The following is a 17,067-nucleotide window of genomic DNA, read 5'->3' as shown; positions in this document are numbered from 1 at the left end:
GAAACAGAGGGCCCCTCTCGGCCACCCCCACGACGACGAGCCGTCTATCCGGTCGGGAAGTCGGCTCCCAGAACGACGACCAACGGACCCGTCTCGACGAAGTCCTGCGTCTGCGAGAGCGTGCCGACTCCGAGGGTCTGTGCGAGTCCTCGCGCCGCCCCTTCGAGCGACGAGTCCGAGTAGTAGATCGTGGTGACGGCCTCGTCCTCGGTGTTGGCGTTGGTCACGGTGGGCACCGTCCAGCCCGCGGCGGTGAGGACGTCGCCCGCACGGGCCGCGAGCCCGACGGTTGCCGTGCCGTTGAGCACGGCCACGCTCGCCGCGGGGTCGACGGTGGGCGCGACCGTGGCCGACTGCGACGTCTCGGGCGCGCTCGAGGGAGGGGTGAACACGTCGTTGAACTCGACCCGATCGTCGATGACCAGCAGCCCGATGAAGCCCAGGAGGACGATCACCCCCGTCGCGAGCGCCGCCCAGGCGAAGGCGATGAGGCGGGAGTAGCGGGCAGGTGGGCGCCGATGGGCGCCGACGCGACCCTCGATCGCCGAAAGCTCGTCGAAGCGGTCTCTCGGGTGCGTGTTCGTCATCGCGGGTGCGGCCGGCCTTCCGTTGGGGGGCTCGAGGGTGTCGTCTCGTCGAGGCGCCCGAGGCGCCGCGCAGCGCGGGCGCCGGCGCGACCGTCGCGGATGCGCCGCAGGCGTGAGACGAGCATCGGATCGTGCGCGAGGGCGGCCGGTGAGGCGAGCACTGCGCTGAGCACCTGATAGTAGCGGGCCGTCGACAGGCCGAACTGGGCACGGATGGCGTCGTCCTTGTCTCTGTTGCGCGCCGTCCACTCCCGCTCGAAGTCGAGGACGCGGCGGTCCCGCTCGGAGAGAGGTGTGTCGCTGCCCCGCTCGGTGTCGGTCGTCGTGCTCATCCCCTGAGGGTAGGCAGCGCGGCATCGGAGGCTGTGGAGGCGCTCCGGTACATGCTCACGTGAGGGATTCCCGCCTCGACGTACTCGTCGCCGAATGCCACGAAACCCGAGCGCTCGTAGAGCCCTGCCACGCGGACCTGCGCGTGCAGCAACAGGGCCTCGCCGCCGTACCGGGCGAGCACCGCCTGCAGCAGCAGGTGCGCCAAGCCTTCGCCGCGGCGATCGACGCGGGTGACGACCCTCCCCACGACACGGCGGGCGTCGAGGTGCTCGGGTCGCTCGTCGACCAGTGTGCGGAGGTAGGCGGCCATGCCCTGCTCGTCGGCGACCCACCAGTGTCGGGCCGTCGGCTCCAGATCCCGGCCGTCGAACTCGAGGTCGTCGACCTTCTGTTCTCGGAGGAACACCTCGGAGCGCAGGCGAGCGAAGGAGTAGACGTCGACCGTCGAGAGTTCTCCCCACGACCGGGAGAGGACGGAATGTGGCTGCACGGAGAGGAGTTTAAGCACACAGAGGCGGGAGGCCGCTCCCCCGTAAACTGGCCAGGATTCCTAGGGAGACCCATGTCGTCGTATTCCGTGAACAAGACAGACGCCGAGTGGCGCGAGGAGCTCGACCGCGAGCAGTACGCGGTCCTGCGCGAGGCCGCCACTGAGCGACCGTGGACCGGCGAGCTGCTCGACGAGCACCGCTCCGGCCTCTACACGTGCGCGGCCTGCAACGCCGAGCTGTTCAAGAGCGGCACCAAGTTCGACTCAGGCTGCGGCTGGCCGAGCTTCTACGAGTCGGTGAACCCCGACGCCGTCCAGCTCATCGAGGACAGCACCCTCGGCATGGTGCGCACCGAGGTCCGCTGCGCCAACTGCGGCTCGCACCTGGGTCACGTCTTCCCCGACGGCTTCGGCACGCCTACGGGCGACCGCTACTGCATGAACTCGATCGCCCTGAGCTTCCAGGCCGACGGCGAGTGAGCGCCCACGCGGCGGCCTCGCCGTCCCCCGTCCTCGAAGCCGTCCTCGCCCGCCGTTCACGCTCGAAAGTCACCGCGGAGGCGCCCAGCCACGAAGAGATCGCGAACTACGTCTCCGCCGCCTCGCGTCTCGCCGACCACAGCTCCCTCCGGCCCTGGCGCGTGATCGAGATCCGGGGCGCGGCTCGCGACCGGATCGGACGCAGTTTCGCTGCCGCCTCCGGGTCGAAGAAGGACCCGCGCAAGTACATCGAGAAGACGCACCGCGCCTCCCTCCTGCTCGCTGTCGTGGTGAGCGTGAAGAAGTCGAGCGTGCCGGCCTGGGAGCAGGAGGCGGTCGCCTCCGGGGTGGCCCACCTGCTGAGTCTTCTCCTCGACGAGGCGGGCTGGGGCGTCTTCTGGCGCACGGGGTCCTACACGCGCGCCAAGGCCGTGCGTAAGGCGCACCGGCTCGAGAAGGGCGAAGAGCTGCTCGGTTGGCTGTACGTCGGTCGTCCCGACGGCAAGATCGGCGGTCCGAAACGCCCGACGCCGGCCCACCGGCACCTGAGCGTCCTCGAGCCCTGATGCTCGGTCGGCCCACGGGCGGAGCCGTTCCGACGCCCACGATAGGCTGACCGAGTGCGGCGACGCACAGGCCGACGTGGCGCAATTGGTAGCGCACCCGACTTGTAATCGGGCGGTTACGGGTTCAAGTCCCGTCGTCGGCTCCCTCTTCTTCGCAGACTGATGCGCCGGCACCTCCCCGCCGCGACGACGAACGCCCCGGACCACTGGAGTCCGGGGCGTTCTCTGCGTTCGGGGCGGCATCGAGCAGCCCCTGACGAGGTCAGCTGCTGGGCGTCGGCGTCGGCGAGCCCGAGGAGTAGGTGTCAGCGGCGGCCGAGAGCACGAACGAGCTGAACGCGTCGGCGTCGGTAAGCGAGCCGGAGTAGGCCTTGCCGTTCACGAGGACCGTGGGCGTTCCCGTCACCGCCGGGACGTCCGTGCCGGGCAGCGGTCCCGTGGTGGCGCGCTCCGTGGCCGCGCGCACCCAGCTCACGAAGGACCCGTCGCTGATGCAGCTGTCGACCTTCGCCGTGTCCTGGACGCCCGCCTGCGCCGCGTACTGCTTGAGCTGGTCGTCCAAGAGGCCGTTGGTCCCCTCTGCCGGCTGGTTGGCGAAGAGCAGCGCATTGAAGTCGAAGAACGAGTTCGGCGCGGAATCCGCCACGCACGCAGCGGCGTTCGCCGACCGCTCCGAGTACTTGGTGCCGTTCGAGCGGGTCGTGAGGATGGAGATCGGGTGGATCTCGACCGTGGCCGCACCGCTCGTCACCCACTCCTTGATCTGGTTGCCGTTGGTCTTCTCGAACTCGCCGCAGTACGGGCAGAGGTAGTCGAGGTACACGCGGATGTCGACCGTCCCCTTCGTGGTGTCGAGGGCGCTCGGGGTCGGCGTGCTGTCGGCGGCCACGGCGGGCGCGGTCTGCGCGACCATGTTCTCGCCGATCACGACGCCGTCGCTGGCCATGTTCGCGGGACCGGGTCCCGCCGGGCGGATGCTCGAGGTGACGGCGAAGGCGATCACCGCGACGACCGCGATCACCAGCAGGGCGAGCCCGCCCTGGAGGGCGATGCGACCCGCGCGATCGCGGCGCTTCTGCTGCTCGCGGAGTCGCCGCGCCTTCTCTCGGGCGGCCTCTCGACGCTGATTCTTGGAGAGACGGTCATTGGCTCCGCCGTTGGTCATGACAAGGACGCTCCGAATAAAGAGAGGGGGAAAGTGTGCGTCGCCGGGGCGCGACTCGCCGGAATCCTACGCGCGAGCCCTGGGAAACCTCCAAACGACGGTTAGGCGCAGGCGGGCCGCTCCTCACCCTCGGGTCGCGGCCGGAGCCCGGAGGGAGGTGCGTGGCATAATGGGACGGTTGGTCGCTGTCGCCCACACGATGATGACCATCACTTCCATTCACTCGGATCGTCCGGCACGTACCTGCCGGTGAAGGAGAAAGAACCATGGCGTCCGTCACTTACGATCACGCATCCCGCGTCTACCCCGGGGCCACGCGTGCCTCCGTCGACAAGCTCAACCTCGAGGTCGGAGACGGCGAGTTCCTCGTCCTCGTCGGCCCCTCCGGCTGCGGCAAGTCGACCTCCCTGCGTATGCTCGCCGGCCTTGAAGAGGTCAACGAGGGGCGCATCCTCATCGGCGACCGCAACGTCACCGATGTGCCGCCGAAGGACCGCGACATCGCGATGGTCTTCCAGAATTACGCGCTGTACCCGCACATGTCCGTGGCTGAGAACATGGGCTTCGCGCTCAAGATCGCCGGCATCAACAAGGACGAGCGGGCCGCGCGGGTCCTCGAGGCCGCGAAGATGCTCGACCTCGAGCCCTACCTCAACCGCAAGCCGAAGGCCCTCTCCGGCGGTCAGCGGCAGCGCGTCGCGATGGGTCGCGCCATCGTCCGCAAGCCCCAGGTGTTCCTCATGGACGAGCCGCTCTCGAACCTCGACGCCAAGCTCCGCGTCCAGACCCGCACGCAGATCGGCACGCTCCAGCGTCGTCTGGGCATCACCACGGTCTATGTCACCCACGACCAGACCGAGGCGCTCACCATGGGCGACCGTATCGCGGTGCTCAAGGACGGCCTGCTCCAGCAGGTCGGTACGCCGCGCGACCTCTACGAGAACCCGAACAACGTGTTCGTCGCCGGCTTCATCGGCTCGCCCGCGATGAACCTGTTCCCCGCCGATGTCACCGACGGCGGTGTGAAGTTCGGCGACACCGTCCTCCCGATCGCCCGGGAGGCGCTCGCGAAGACCTCGCAGAAAGTGGTCACGCTCGGTGTCCGTCCCGAGGACGTCACCGTCTCGAGCCAGCCCGGCGGACTGCCGATCGAGGTCGACCTCATCGAGGAACTCGGCTCGGACGGCTACCTGTACGGCCACACCGAGCTCGAGGGCCGGCGCACCGACATCGTCGCCCGTGTCGACGGTCGCGTCCACCCCGCGGCGGGCGACCGCGTCTTCGTGACCGCGAACCACCGCGTGCACATCTTCGACGCAGAGTCGGGCGAGCGCCTCTCCTGAGGTCCGTCGCCCACGCGCACGCTGCCGCCGTCCTTCCAGGGCGGCGGCAGCGGTCGTTCCGCCCCTCTCACCGTCCGCCTCCCGACACGAACGGCGCGCCATGTCCGGCTCCCTGAACATCACCTCGGCCACGGTCGACCCTGCTCTGCTCGACCTGCCGTGGACTCTGCGGCTCGATGACTGGCCCGACGCCTACATCGCCGCACTCCCCAAGGGCATCTCGCGGCACACGGTGCGCTTCGCCCACCTCTCGGGGCATGTCGTCGCGGTCAAGGAGACCACCGCCGAGATGGCGCGACGCGAATACGAGATGCTCAAGACGCTGCAACGTCTCGACGTGCCGTGCGTCGAGCCCGGCGCCGTCGTCGCCAACCGGACCGATGACGAAGGCGATGCCCTCCCGGCCGTGCTGGTGACCCGTCACTTGAAGTTCTCCCTCCCCTACCGCGCGCTGTTCTCGCAGACGCTGCGGCCCGACACGGCCACGCGGCTGGTCGACGCCCTCGCGCTTCTCCTCGTGAGACTGCACGTCATCGGCTTCTTCTGGGGCGACGTCTCGCTCTCCAACACCCTGTTCCGAAGGGATGCCGGGGCGTTCGCCGCCTACCTGGTCGACGCCGAGACCGGCCAGCTCTACTCGGGCGGTCTGTCGAACGGACAGCGCGAGAACGATCTCGAGATCGCGCGCGTCAACATCGCCGGCGAACTGCTCGACCTGGAGGCGGGCGGACGTATCGACGACGACCTCGATCCGATCACGGTCTCCGACGGCATCGTCGCCGCCTACCGGAGCCTGTGGAAGGAGCTCACCGGTGCGGAGTCGTTCGCGACATCGGAGCGCTGGCGGATCAACGCACGCGTCAACCGGCTCAACGAGCTCGGGTTCGACATCGAAGAGCTGGCGATCAAGACGGACGAAGCCGGCTCGACCGTGAGGATCCAGCCCAAGGTCGTCGACGCGGGTCACCACCAGCGCCGCCTGCTGCGTCTGACCGGGCTGGACGCGCAGGAGAACCAGGCCAGACGCCTCCTCAACGACCTCGACTCGTATACGGCGACCTACGACAAGCAGGACCTCGACGAGGAGATGGTCGCGCACGAGTGGCTCGCGCAGGTGTTCGAGCCGGTGATCCGCTCGATCCCCCGGGAGCTGAAGGGCCGGCTCGAGCCGGCTGAGATGTTCCACCAGCTGCTCGAGCACCGGTGGTTCATGTCGCAGCAGCAGGCCCGCGACGTCCCGCTCGCCGAGGCGGTCACGGCGTATGTGAACGACATCCTCCGTCACCGACGGGACGAGGCGACGGTGATCGCGCCTCCGACCGAGGCGCTCACGCTGCCCAACCTCGTCATCGACGAGGCAGGCGATGCGGAGCTCACTGACGAGGACGCCGAGATCGACTGGCGGAAGAACGTCTAGAACGGAGGGGAACGTCGACTCGAGACGTCCCCCCTCCGCGGCGCCTACTCGCCGGTGGCGCGCAGCTTCGAGATCTCGTAGAGCGCGACCGACGCGGCGATCCCGGCGTTGAGTGACTCGGTGGCCGAGCTGATCGGGATGGAGACGACCGCGTCGCACTGCTCGGTGACGAGACGCGAGAGACCTTTGCCCTCGCTGCCGACGACAATGAGGAGCGGGCGGTCGGCCAGCTCGAGGCCCGGTAGCGAGACGTCGCCGTCGCCGTCGAGACCGATGACGAAGACGCCCTCGCGCTTGTAGTCCTTGATCATCGCCGTGAGGTTGGACGCCATGGCGACGGGGATGCGCGCGGCCGCCCCCGCCGAGGTCTTCCAGGCAGCCGACGTGAGCCCGACAGAACGACGTTGCGGCACGATGACGCCCTGACCGCCGAAAGCGGCGACCGAGCGGATGATCGCACCGAGGTTGCGTGGATCGGTAATGCCATCGAGCGCGACGAGGAGGGGCAAGGCTCCGCGGGAGACGCTGCGTTCGAGCAGGTCGCTCGGGTGGGCGTACTCGTACGGCGGCACCTTGAGGACCAGTCCCTGGTGCACCGAATCGGGGCCGGCGAGCCTGTCGAGCTCGGGACGCATGACCTCGAGGACCGGCAGTCCGCGTGCCGTGGCGATCTTGAGCGCCTCTTTGACCCGGTCGTCCATCTCGATGCGGGTCGCCATGTAGAGGGTCGTCGCCGGGATCGTCGCACGGAGCGCCTCGAGGACCGAGTTCCGGCCGGTCACCATCTCGAACTCGTCGCCGCTCTTGGGCTTGCGGGAGGGAGAGGGACGCCCCTGACCGCGGGAGGCGGCCGCGAGCGTGCCTCCCGGACGGCCCTTGCCGCCGGCGGCGACGAAGCGTTCGCGCGCGAGCTTGGCCTTGCCCGCGGGGTGGTACGGGCGATCCTCCGCTTTCGGCGTCGGCTTCTTGCCCTCGAGGGCCTGCCTGCCCTGACCGCCCGAACCGACGGCCTTGCCCTTGCTCTTCTTGCGGACCGCTCCGGGTCGGCCGGGCTTATTCGCCATCGAGACTCCAATGTGCACCCGTGGGGGTGTCGTCGATCGTGATTCCCGCCGCGGCGAGATCGGTTCGGATGCGGTCGGCGCTCGCCCAGTCGCGCTGCTCGCGCGCACTCTGACGTTCGGCGACCAGGCGGTCGACCAGCGCGCTCAGCGCGCGGTAGGAGGGCTCGTCATCGGACCGCGCCCACTCGGGCGCCTCGGGATCGATGCCGAGCACCGACGCCATCGCCAGCACCTGGGTGCGCAGCGCCGAGACCGAGCCGAGGTCTTCGGCGTCGAGGGCGGCGTTGCCCGCGCGGACCGTCTCGTGCAGGACGCCGATGGCCTGGGGAACCGAGAGGTCGTCGTCCATCGCCTCGGCGAACTCCTCCGGCACTACCGGCTCGCCGAGCGCGGCGAAACGCGTGCCCTCGAGTCGGCGCCGCGAGCGGTCGAGGAAGCCCTCGATCCGCTCGAGCGCGGCCTCGGCCTCGTCGAGCGCGCCGTCGTGGAACTCGAGCGTCGAGCGGTAGTGCGCGGAGCCGAGGTAGTAGCGCACGACCAGGGGGCGCGCCGCATCGAGGAGCTCGGAGGCGAACACCGAGTTGCCGAGCGACTTGCTCATCTTCTGGCCCGTCACCGAGACGAGCCCGTTGTGCAGCCAATAGCTCGCGAAGGCGTGGCCCGCCGCGCTCGACTGCGCCAGCTCGTTCTCGTGATGCGGGAAGCGCAGGTCGAGTCCGCCGCCGTGGATGTCGAACTGTGTGCCGAGATACTTCGTCGACATGGCGGAGCACTCGATATGCCAGCCGGGACGACCGGGCCCCCAGGGCGAGGCCCACGAGGCCGACTCGGGCTCGTGGGGCTTCGCCCCCTTCCACAGGGCGAAGTCGTGCGGGTCGCGCTTGCCCCGGGGATCGGCGTCGGTCGCCGCCTCCATGCTCTCGAGCCGTTGATGGGTGAGGGCGCCGTAGTCGGGCCACGAGCGCGTGTCGAAGTAGACGTCTCCGGAGTCGTCGGGAGCGGGATAAGCGTGCCCGCGTTCGATGAGGCGCTGCACGAGCGAGATCATCTCGGCGATGCTCGCGGTCGCCCTCGGCTCGTAGGTGGGCGGGAGGATGCCGAGCGCCGTGTAAGCGGCGGTGAACTCGAGCTCGACCCGGTAGGCCAGCGCCCACCACTGCTCGGAGGCGACGCCGACGGGCGCGGCGCGCTGCGCCTCCTCGGCGATCGCGAGGATCTTGTCGTCGATGTCGGTGACGTTGCGCACCAGGGTGACTCGATAGCCGCGGTAGTGCAGCCAGCGGCGCAGCTGATCGTAGGCGAGGGCCGACCGGAGATGACCGATGTGGGGCGAGGACTGCACGGTGGGTCCGCAGACGTACATCCCGACCTCGTTCTCGTGGAGGGGGACGAAATCGACGAGGGCCTGAGCCTTCGAGTCATGCAGTCGCAGAGTCACGCGGGCGAGTTTACCGGGCGCGCCGCCGCCGGCCGGGCGGGAGAGCCCGTGCTGGGGATCACGCGCCGAGAACGCGCCTGGGGAGGAGGATCGCCGTCGCCGTCGCGGCCACACCCTCGCCGCGGCCGGTGAAGCCGAGCGCGTCGGACGTCGTCGCGGCCACACTCACCGGAGCGCCGAGCATCTCGGACAGCAGCGCCTGCGCCTCCTCTCGGCGGGGCGAGAAGATCGGACGGTTGCCGATGAGCTGCACCGCGACGTTGCCGATCGTGAAACCCACGGCCTCGACGAGCTCACGGGTGGCCCGGAGGAAGACCTCGCCGTGGGCGTCACGGAAGCGAGGATCCGAGGTGCCGAAGCGGGAGCCGATGTCGCCGAGCTGGGCGGCGGCCAGCAGGGCGTCGCAGATCGCGTGGGCGACGGGATCGCCGTCGCTGTGCCCGGAGAGGCCGCGCTCGCCCGGCCAGTGCAGGCCCGCCAGCCAGAGCGGCGACGCGTCGTCGAAGGCGTGGACGTCGGTGCCGATGCCCACGCGCGGTGCCGTGGGAGCGGGCGCGAGCAGTCGTTCGGCCCGCTCGAGGTCCCACGGGGTGGTGATCTTGAAAGCGAGCGGGTCGCCGTCGACAAGTCGGGAGGGGGTGCCGCGCGAGGCGAGCAGTGCCGCGTCGTCGGTGAACTCCTCCTCGGCCGCCGCGTACGCCGCGTCGAGCACGGCGCGCGGGAAGCCCTGCGGGGTCTGCACGGCGGCGAGCAACGAACGGTCGACGGTCTCGGCGATCGTTCTGCCCTCGGCGATGCGCTTGATCGTGTCGGTGACGGGAAGGCCCGGGACCGCCCCTCCCCCCGTCGAGCGCACCGCAGCGATCACGCGCTCGAACTGGCTCCTCGGCGTGAGCGCCCGAGCGGCGTCGTGCACGAGCACCGTGTCGACGGTGGGCGCGAGCGCCGCGAGACCGCAAGCGACCGAGGCCTGACGGGTCGCGCCTCCCGCGACCACCGCCACCGAGCCCGGACGCGCGCCCGACGACAGGGCGAGCATGACCGTCTCGCCGATCAGCTCCGCGGGGACCACCACCACGGGCTGGACCTCCTCGGGAAGACTCAGAACGGTGCGGAGGGAGCGCTCAAGAATGGTGACGCCCGCGCACTCGACGAAAGCCTTCGGTCGAGGCCCCCCGAGGCGCGTGCCGCTGCCTGCGGCGACGACGACGACCCCGATCCGCGGCGATGAGCCGGTCGACTCCCGCCCACCCGACGCGGAGTCACTCAGGATGCGAGGACCTTGTCGAGCACGAGAGCGGCGCTCTCCTCGTCGGTCTTCTCGGCGAGGGCGAGCTCGGAGACGAGGATCTGCCGAGCCTTCGCGAGCATGCTCTTCTCGCCCGCGGACAGACCGCGCTCGTGGTCGCGGCGGGTGAGATCGCGGACGACCTCGGAGACCTTGATGACATCGCCCGAGCCGAGCTTCTCGAGGTTCGCCTTGTAGCGCCGTGACCAGTTGGTCGGCTCCTCGACGACGCTCTCGCGCAACACCTCGAACACGCGATCGAGGCCCTCCTGCCCGATGACGTCGCGAACGCCCACGAGATCGACGTTGTCGGCCGGGACCTCGATCACGAGGTCGCCCTGCACCACGCGGAGCTTGAGGTAGGTCTTCTCGACCCCCTTGATGGTGCGGGTCTTCACCTCGTCGATCGTGGCGGCACCGTGATGGGGGTAGACGACCGTCTCACCGACCTCGAACTGCATGCGACGTCCTTTCAGCGGCCCACAGATTACCACGGGCGGCATCGGCGAGGCAGTCGGCGCCGGGCCAGGACTCGGCGCTCGCTACGCTAGCCTGGAGTCCGGCCCGAGCACTGTCGATCCGCCCTGTCCGGGCGGGCGGGGCCCACGATCTGGAGGAATCTGTGAAGGCGCGTATCGCTGCATCCGTCGTTCTCGCGGTCGGCGTCGCCCTCGCTACCGCCGGCTGCAACCTCGTCGCTCCGCAGGCGACGCTGAAGAGCTACGACCCCTCGGACGGCGTGGGAGCGACGATCGGCGATCTGGCGATCCGCAACGCGATGATCATCTCGGACGACGGAGAGCTCGGGGCCCTCGTGGTCACGGTCGTGAACTCCGGCTCCGAGACCGAGACCCTCGAGGTCCAGTACGAATCCACCTCCGGCCGTACGACCTCCGACGTCGATGTCGCGCCCGGTCGTACCGAGATCGGCCCCGAGAAGACCGAGTCGGTCACGATGACGGGCATCGACACGATCCCCGGCAGCCTCCTCCGCGTCTACTTCCAGTACGGCACGCAGCAGGGCAAGGAACTCCTCGTCCCCGTCCTCACGAGCGGCCTCGAGGCCTACTCGACCCTGACGCCCACGCCCCTCCCCACGACGATCCCGACGGCGACCCTGGCCCCCACTCCCTTGGCCACCGCCGTCCCCACCCCCACCGAGACCACCACCGCGCAGTAGCCGCCACTCCCGGCCTGCTCGCGCAGGGGCCGCACCGACCAGGCGTCGCGATCAGGCGTCGAAGCGGTAGCCGAGGCCGCGGACGGTGACCAGGAGCGTCGGCTCCTTGGGGGTCTTCTCGATCTTCGAGCGAATGCGCTTCACGTGGACGTCGAGGGTCTTCGTGTCGCCGAAGTAGTCGCTCCCCCAGACGCGGTCGATGAGCTGGCCGCGGGTGAGGACACGACCGGCGTTGCGGAGGAGCATCTCGAGCAGCTCGAACTCCTTGAGCGGCATCGGAGTCTCGACCCCGTTGACTTCGACGGTGTGGCGTTCGATGTCCATGCGGACGGGACCGGCGACGACGATCCGCTCCTCCCCCGGCTCTTCTGTGTGGCGGCGGAGGACCGCGCGGATGCGTGCGAGCAGCTCACGAGTCGAGTAGGGCTTGGTGACGTAGTCGTCGGCACCGAGCTCGAGGCCGACCACGATGTCGACCTCGGAGTCCTTCGCGGTGACCATGATGATCGGCACCGAGGAACGGGTGCGGATCTCGCGGCACACCTCGGTCCCCGGCATGCCGGGCAGCATCAGGTCGAGAAGGATCAGGTCGTAGGCGCCCTCGTCGAAAGCGGCGACGGCACGGTTGCCGTCTTCGGCGACGGTCACGTCGTAGCCTTCGCGCTCGAGCAGGTAGCTGAGGGGCTCACTGAGGGCGCTCTCGTCCTCGACGAGCAGGATGCTGGTCACGCGTGTTCTCCTATCGGGGCCGCTGCCGGAGACGGCGGGCGGTCTGGGTCTGCTTCGGGGAGTCGGATGGTGAAGGTGGAGCCCCGCCCGGGCTTGGACCAGACGCGCACGTCGCCTCCGTGGTTCTGCACCGCGTGCTTGACGATGCTGAGACCGAGTCCGGTGCCTCCGGTGTGGCGCGAGCGGGCTTGGTCGACACGGTAGAACCGTTCGAAGACCCGATCGAGATCCTCCTCGGGAATGCCGATTCCCTGATCGGTCACGGCGATCTCGACGACGCCGCCCGTCACGCGGACGCCGATACCGACGCGGGAGCCGGCGGGCGAATACTGGATCGCGTTCGCGAGCAGGTTGTGCAGCGCCGAGACGAGCATCTTCTCCTGGCCGACGACAGAGGCCTTCTTCATCCCGCCCTTGACCAGGGTCACGTCGTGCGACTCCGCCAAGACATGGGTGGTCTCGAGGGCGGAGGCGACGATGTCGTCGACCCGCACCACCTGCGCGGAGGCGCCGACGTCGGTGGCCTGGAGGCGGGAGAGCTCGATGATCTCGCGGGTGATCTTCGCGAGACGGTGCGACTCCTGCGTGAGGCGGTGCGCGAAGCGGCGCACCTGCACGGAGTCGTCGGCGGCGGAGTCGAGAGCCTCGGCGAGAAGGCCCACGGCTCCGATCGGGGTCTTGAGCTCGTGCGAGATGTTGGCGACGAAGTCGCGTCGCACCGCCTCCAGCCGGCGTGCCTCGGTGTGGTCTTCGGCGATGACGAGGACGAAGCGCGAGCCCAGTCGGGTGGCGCGCACAACGAGCGTGACCGCAGCGTCCGAGAGGGGACTCGTCGAGAGCTCGAGGTCTTGCTCGATGTCGTCCCCGAAGCGGCGGACGCGTTCAACGACGGCGACGAGGTCGGGGTGCACGATGACGCTGTGGTGGACGAGGCCGAGGGCCAGCGCCCGCTGGGACGCCTTGAGCACGTTGTGCGACGGATCGGTGACGAAGGCCGGGGCGCCGACGGCATCGATGATCGCGTCGATCCCCTCCGGGAGGGTGACGGCGATCACTTCGGAGGCGATGCGGCCACGGCGGGCGGCAAGCATCAGCACCATCGTCGCGGCGATGCCGATGGCGACACCGAGCGCGAGCGACACAAGCACGATCAAGCCTGAATCCACTGCCCCAGGGTAACCATCCACCGGCCGTCCCCCTACCGGATGCCCGGCAGGAGCATGCGGGTCGAGTACTGTTCAAACGCCTGGCACCGTCCGTTAACCTGCCGTGGTCATCATGACTGCGCCTGCGCCGACGGAGTGCAGTCGCGGCGGTGCGCGTGGTGTGTGCCGCCTACTCGGCAGCGTCGACCGCGTCTGCCGCAGAGAGGGTCGATCAAGATGCGCGAAGTATTCCAGCAGGAGCTGGCCGAGGTCCAGGACCGGCTCGTCGAGATCTCCGGACTCGTCGAGACGGCTATCGAGAAGGCGACACAAGCCTTCAACCACTCCGATGTGGCCCTCGCCGAAGAGGTCATCGCCAACGACGCGCGCATCGATGAGCTCGCGGTCAGCCTCGACGAGCTCGCGATCGACATCCTCGCCCGCCAGGGGCCGGTAGCGAGAGACCTGCGCACCGTGGTCTCGGCGCTGCGCATCAGCGCATCGCTCGAGCGGATGGGCGACATCGCCGAGCACATCGCACAGCTCTCGCGCTACCGCTTCCCCGACAAGGTCGTCCCGAAGAGCCTCCGGCCGACGTTCGTCGAGATGGGGCGCCTCGATGTGGTCGTCGCCCGTAAGCTCACCGAGCTGCTCCGTACGCAGGATCCCCGCATCGCCGAGGAGATCCGCGACGAGGACGACAAGATCGACGAGCTGCACGTGAGCGTCTTCGACAAGGTGCTGAGCGAGGCGTGGAAGGGCCAGGCCGTCGACACCGTCGACGCGACCCTCGCCAGCCGCTACCACGAGCGCTTCGCCGACCACGCGGTCTCGATCGCCAAGAAGGTCCAGTACCTCATCTCGGGCGACTGGGGCTGAGCCGCCGACGGTCGCGCTGACGCGGCATCGACCGGCGGGCTGCGGGAGCGGACCTCGGGGAGTGGGGCGGGCGTCAGCCGAGCGTCGAAGGTGAAACGTTCGGCCCGTCGCAACCGGGGTTGTGACGGGCCGAACGGAAGGCGCTACCGGAGGGACGCGGGGCGGGCGCTACTTCTTGGCACCCTGGGCGGCGACGGCCGCGGCCCCGGCGGCAGCCGCCTCCGGGTCGAGGTAACGGGCCTGGCAGACCGGCCGGAAGTTCTCGTCGAGGGTGTAGACGAGCGGAATGCCGGTGGGGATGTTCAGCTCGGCGATGTCCGCGTCGGAGATGCCGTCGAGCGTCTTGACCAGCGCGCGGAGCGAGTTGCCGTGCGCCGCGATCATGACGGTCTTGCCCGACACGAGGTCCGGCTTGATGTCGGACTCCCAGTAGGGCAGCATCCGCTCGATGACGAGCTTGAGCGACTCCGTGCGCGGAAGGGCGTCGCCCAGGTCGGCGTAGCGCTCGTCGTGCGCCTGCGAGTACTGGTCGTCGTCGTCGAGCGGGGGCGGCGGCACGTCGAACGAGCGGCGCCAGGTCTGGAACTGCTCGGGGCCGTACTCGGCGAGAGTCTGCGCCTTGTCCTTGCCCTGCAGCGCGCCGTAGTGGCGTTCGTTGAGGCGCCACGATCGCTTCACGTCGATCCAGAGACGGTCCGCGACGTCGAGCGCGATGTTCGCGGTCTGGATCGCGCGGGTCTGTCGGGAGGTGTAGACGACATCGGGCTGCAGGCCGGCCTCGGTCAGCAGCTCGCCGGCGCGGGTCGCCTCGGCGACACCCTGCTCGGAGAGCCGCACATCGACCCAGCCGGTGAAGAGGTTCTTCTGGTTCCACTCGCTGTTGCCGTGGCGCACGAGGATGAGAGTGTAGGTCTCGGACATGCGTCCACCTTATGGGAGGAGCGCCCCGGCCCGCCGTTACGCTGGAGCCCATGCCCATCGGAGCCGTGACCCGCGGGACGACGGGCACGAACCGCCTCCGACGGGTCGATCGCCGACTGGCCGAACTGCCTGTGATGCGTACGACGCCGGCTCCGTTGGTCGTCGATCTGGGTTTCGGAGCGAGTGCCGTCACCACGCTGGAGTTGCAGCGCCGACTCGTGCGTGTGGCGCCGGACGTCGAGGTGCTCGGGCTCGAGATCGAGCCCGAGCGAGTCGAGACGGCGCGGCGGCAGCTCGAGCGAGTCCGCGAGGGAGGAACGCCCTTTCCTCGGGATGCCCGTGTGCGCTTCGAGAGAGGCGGCTTCGAGGTGCCTCTGCCCGACGGCCGACGCGCGAGCGTCATCCGGGCTTTCAACGTGCTCCGCCAGTACGAGGAGGCGGCCGTCGCGGGAGCGTGGGCCACGATGACCGAGCGCCTCCAGCCGGACGGCGTGCTCGTCGAGGGCACCTGCGACGAGATCGGCCGCATCTGCACGTGGATCGAGGTGGGGCGCGAGGGACCTCGCTCGCTCACCCTGTCGCTTCGCCTCGGCGCGATTCCCTCCCCGACGATCGCGGCCGAGCGTCTGCCGAAGGCGTTAATCCATCGCAACGTCCCCGGTGAACGAGTCCACGCGTTCCTCGTCGCGCTCGAGCGGGCGTGGGCGTCGAACGCTCCACTCGCGGTCTACGGGCCGACACAGCGCTGGATCGCCGCCGTGCGCGCACTCCGGTCAGAGTGGCCGATCGTGGGCGGGCCGGCACGGTGGCGGCTCGGCGAGGTCACCGTGGCGTGGGAGGCTGTCGCGCCGCCCCACTAGGCACGTCCCCCGGGAACGTGGATGCGAGGCCGGCACGCCCGGACGCTCTAGGCGAGCACGGGCAGCGCGGCGCGCGCCTCCGCGGGGCTCACGCCCGTCGCCGTCAGCAGGTCGACGACCAAGGGGCGGAGGAGGACGAGGAGGGTCTTCTCGGCGAGCCGCGCCTCGGGGATCAGCTGCTGTGGGTCGAGCGTCGTCGCGAGGAGCACCAGATCCTGCCGCGCGAGGGCAAGCATCGACGGATCGACGACCGCTCGGCCGAGGAGGGCGATTCCCGGGCCGAGGGCCGCGATCGCTCCTCCGAGCGCGGGACGGGGGACCGAATCGCGCACGAGGAAGTCCGTGCGACGCGCGACGATCCGCACGTTGCGGGTCGCAAGATCCAGAGCGGCCAGCATGGCGCTCTGCCGGTCGAGTTCGCCGCGATGACGGCGGACGAACGGAGAGATACGGGCGACACCTCTGGCAGAGTCGAGGGCCGCTGACCAGCCGTCGATCACGGGCTGGGTCCCACGGATCCGCTCCAACGCGGCCGAGGAGGCGGAGGAGTCCCCTCGACGGAGCGCATCGGCGAGTTCCTCGACGGTGCGGCTCAGCGCCGAGACCAGGCGATACGCCTCCGCGCGAGCGGTCCGCAGGGGTGGCCGGGGCACGATCGCCGTACAGAGCAGGGCTGCGAGCCCGCCGATCAGCCCGTCCACACTGCGCGTGAAGACGCCGCCGTCGGGTGCGGGCAACACCATTACCAGCATCGCCTGCGTCCCCGCGGCAACCGCGAAGCCGGGCGAGGGCGAGAGCGCCCGACCCAGCGTGAACACGACCGCGAGCACGACCGCCAACTGCCAGACACCACTCCCCCACACCAGGAGCAGCACCTCACTGATGGTGATGCCGACGAGCATCCCGACGGCGGTCTCGGCGACCTGCTTGGGACGGGTGTCGCGAGCGATGCCGAGGCTCGAGAGCGTCACCGTGAGCGCGAGCACCGGCGCGGGGTGTCCGAGACCGAAGTGCGCCACGGAGTAGGCCAGCACGGCGGCGAGCACGATCTGCACCACCGCGGGCAGCGAGGACGCGGCGCGGGCGAGACCCCGGCCGGGATGCAGCTCAGTCGCTCGAGCGAGGACGCGGAGCCGCTCGGCAGCCGCCCGTCCCCGTCGCGCGGATCCTGCGGCCACCACG

At 69.7% G+C, this 17,067-nt stretch carries 19 protein-coding genes and 1 tRNA gene; 8 read left to right on the top strand and 12 right to left on the bottom strand.

Features of this window, described 5'->3' with window-relative positions:
• Positions 1-44: 44 nt before the first annotated feature.
• The 3 genes from ITJ45_RS04150 to ITJ45_RS04140 are packed head-to-tail and all read right to left on the bottom strand — an operon-like array spanning position 45 to position 1,410.
• Positions 45-587 (bottom strand): LytR C-terminal domain-containing protein, encoded by a 543-nt coding sequence (locus ITJ45_RS04150; protein WP_194607531.1) that lies wholly within the window; start codon positions 585-587, stop codon positions 45-47.
• Positions 584-919, bottom strand: coding sequence for a DUF3263 domain-containing protein (locus tag ITJ45_RS04145; protein WP_194607530.1), 336 nt, complete (start codon positions 917-919; stop codon positions 584-586). The genes ITJ45_RS04150 and ITJ45_RS04145 overlap by 4 nt, the downstream gene beginning before the upstream one ends.
• The gene (locus ITJ45_RS04140; RefSeq protein WP_194607529.1) at positions 916-1,410 is read right to left on the bottom strand and encodes a GNAT family N-acetyltransferase; all 495 of its coding nucleotides are present in this window, start codon (positions 1,408-1,410) and stop codon (positions 916-918) included. The genes ITJ45_RS04145 and ITJ45_RS04140 overlap by 4 nt, the downstream gene beginning before the upstream one ends.
• Positions 1,411-1,482: 72 nt before the next feature.
• Between ITJ45_RS04140 and msrB the strand changes: the two genes are divergently transcribed.
• The 3 genes from msrB (at position 1,483) to ITJ45_RS04125 (ending at position 2,599) form a co-directional block, all read left to right on the top strand.
• Positions 1,483-1,890 carry a peptide-methionine (R)-S-oxide reductase MsrB gene (gene msrB / locus ITJ45_RS04135; RefSeq protein ID WP_194607528.1) on the top strand — a complete coding sequence of 136 codons (408 nt, stop codon included), beginning with the start codon at positions 1,483-1,485 and terminating at the stop codon, positions 1,888-1,890.
• Positions 1,887-2,456 carry a nitroreductase family protein gene (locus ITJ45_RS04130; RefSeq protein ID WP_194607527.1) on the top strand — a complete coding sequence of 190 codons (570 nt, stop codon included), beginning with the start codon at positions 1,887-1,889 and terminating at the stop codon, positions 2,454-2,456. The genes msrB and ITJ45_RS04130 overlap by 4 nt, the downstream gene beginning before the upstream one ends.
• Positions 2,457-2,526: 70 nt before the next feature.
• Positions 2,527-2,599: transfer RNA gene (locus ITJ45_RS04125), tRNA-Thr, on the top strand.
• Positions 2,600-2,718: 119 nt separating this feature from the next.
• Here ITJ45_RS04125 and ITJ45_RS04120 read toward each other — a convergent pair.
• A complete protein-coding gene (locus ITJ45_RS04120; RefSeq protein ID WP_194607526.1) occupies positions 2,719-3,621 on the bottom strand; it encodes a DsbA family protein in 903 nt (300 codons plus the stop codon).
• 266 nt (positions 3,622-3,887) lie between these two features.
• Here ITJ45_RS04120 and ITJ45_RS04115 point away from each other — a divergent pair, with 266 nt between their 5' ends.
• Both ITJ45_RS04115 and ITJ45_RS04110 read left to right on the top strand, forming a co-directional pair.
• A complete protein-coding gene (locus ITJ45_RS04115) occupies positions 3,888-4,964 on the top strand; it encodes an ABC transporter ATP-binding protein (RefSeq protein ID WP_194607525.1) in 1,077 nt (358 codons plus the stop codon).
• Positions 4,965-5,064: 100 nt separating this feature from the next.
• Positions 5,065-6,381, top strand: a complete 1,317-nt coding sequence (locus ITJ45_RS04110) for a DUF4032 domain-containing protein (protein WP_194607524.1) — start codon at positions 5,065-5,067, stop codon at positions 6,379-6,381.
• Positions 6,382-6,425: 44 nt separating this feature from the next.
• Here the strand turns inward: ITJ45_RS04110 and rlmB are convergent, their stop codons facing one another.
• The 4 genes from rlmB to ITJ45_RS04090 are packed head-to-tail and all read right to left on the bottom strand — an operon-like array spanning position 6,426 to position 10,632.
• Positions 6,426-7,445: a 23S rRNA (guanosine(2251)-2'-O)-methyltransferase RlmB gene (gene rlmB / locus ITJ45_RS04105; protein ID WP_194607523.1), complete on the bottom strand. Its 1,020-nt coding sequence runs from the start codon at positions 7,443-7,445 to the stop codon at positions 6,426-6,428.
• Positions 7,435-8,883, bottom strand: a complete 1,449-nt coding sequence (gene cysS, locus ITJ45_RS04100) for a cysteine--tRNA ligase (RefSeq protein ID WP_194607522.1) — start codon at positions 8,881-8,883, stop codon at positions 7,435-7,437. The genes rlmB and cysS overlap by 11 nt, the downstream gene beginning before the upstream one ends.
• A 58-nt stretch (positions 8,884-8,941) precedes the next feature.
• Positions 8,942-10,156 (bottom strand): 2-C-methyl-D-erythritol 4-phosphate cytidylyltransferase, encoded by a 1,215-nt coding sequence (ispD, locus tag ITJ45_RS04095; protein ID WP_194607744.1) that lies wholly within the window; start codon positions 10,154-10,156, stop codon positions 8,942-8,944.
• Entirely contained in the window at positions 10,150-10,632 is a 483-nt protein-coding gene (locus ITJ45_RS04090; RefSeq protein WP_194607521.1) for a CarD family transcriptional regulator, read from the bottom strand. Before ITJ45_RS04090 ends, ispD begins: the two co-directional genes overlap by 7 nt.
• Positions 10,633-10,793: 161 nt before the next feature.
• On the opposite strand from ITJ45_RS04090, the gene ITJ45_RS04085 reads away from it, so the two are divergent.
• Positions 10,794-11,351 (top strand): hypothetical protein, encoded by a 558-nt coding sequence (locus ITJ45_RS04085; RefSeq protein WP_194607520.1) that lies wholly within the window; start codon positions 10,794-10,796, stop codon positions 11,349-11,351.
• Positions 11,352-11,402: 51 nt separating this feature from the next.
• On the opposite strand, the gene ITJ45_RS04080 is transcribed toward ITJ45_RS04085, so the two are convergent.
• Both ITJ45_RS04080 and ITJ45_RS04075 read right to left on the bottom strand, forming a co-directional pair.
• On the bottom strand, positions 11,403-12,080 hold the full coding sequence (locus ITJ45_RS04080; protein ID WP_194607519.1) for a response regulator: 678 nt from the start codon (positions 12,078-12,080) through the stop codon (positions 11,403-11,405).
• A complete protein-coding gene (locus ITJ45_RS04075; protein ID WP_194607518.1) occupies positions 12,077-13,246 on the bottom strand; it encodes a sensor histidine kinase in 1,170 nt (389 codons plus the stop codon). Before ITJ45_RS04075 ends, ITJ45_RS04080 begins: the two co-directional genes overlap by 4 nt.
• Before the next feature lie 216 nt (positions 13,247-13,462).
• Between ITJ45_RS04075 and phoU the strand changes: the two genes are divergently transcribed.
• Complete coding sequence (gene phoU / locus ITJ45_RS04070; RefSeq protein WP_194607517.1) at positions 13,463-14,104, top strand: phosphate signaling complex protein PhoU; 642 nt, start codon at positions 13,463-13,465, stop codon at positions 14,102-14,104.
• Between the two features lie 168 nt (positions 14,105-14,272).
• Here phoU and ITJ45_RS04065 read toward each other — a convergent pair whose 3' ends face one another.
• Positions 14,273-15,025, bottom strand: coding sequence for a phosphoglyceromutase (locus ITJ45_RS04065; RefSeq protein ID WP_194607516.1), 753 nt, complete (start codon positions 15,023-15,025; stop codon positions 14,273-14,275).
• 50 nt (positions 15,026-15,075) lie between these two features.
• On the opposite strand from ITJ45_RS04065, the gene ITJ45_RS04060 reads away from it, so the two are divergent.
• Positions 15,076-15,885: a class I SAM-dependent methyltransferase gene (locus ITJ45_RS04060; RefSeq protein WP_194607515.1), complete on the top strand. Its 810-nt coding sequence runs from the start codon at positions 15,076-15,078 to the stop codon at positions 15,883-15,885.
• Between the two features lie 47 nt (positions 15,886-15,932).
• On the opposite strand, the gene ITJ45_RS04055 is transcribed toward ITJ45_RS04060, so the two are convergent.
• Positions 15,933-17,063 carry an FUSC family protein gene (locus ITJ45_RS04055; RefSeq protein ID WP_194607514.1) on the bottom strand — a complete coding sequence of 377 codons (1,131 nt, stop codon included), beginning with the start codon at positions 17,061-17,063 and terminating at the stop codon, positions 15,933-15,935.
• Positions 17,064-17,067: the final 4 nt, after the last annotated feature.

This window comes from Rathayibacter sp. VKM Ac-2879, assembly GCF_015351245.1.
Lineage (GTDB): Bacteria > Actinomycetota > Actinomycetes > Actinomycetales > Microbacteriaceae > Rathayibacter.
This window is presented reverse-complemented; position numbering and strand designations above follow the sequence as displayed.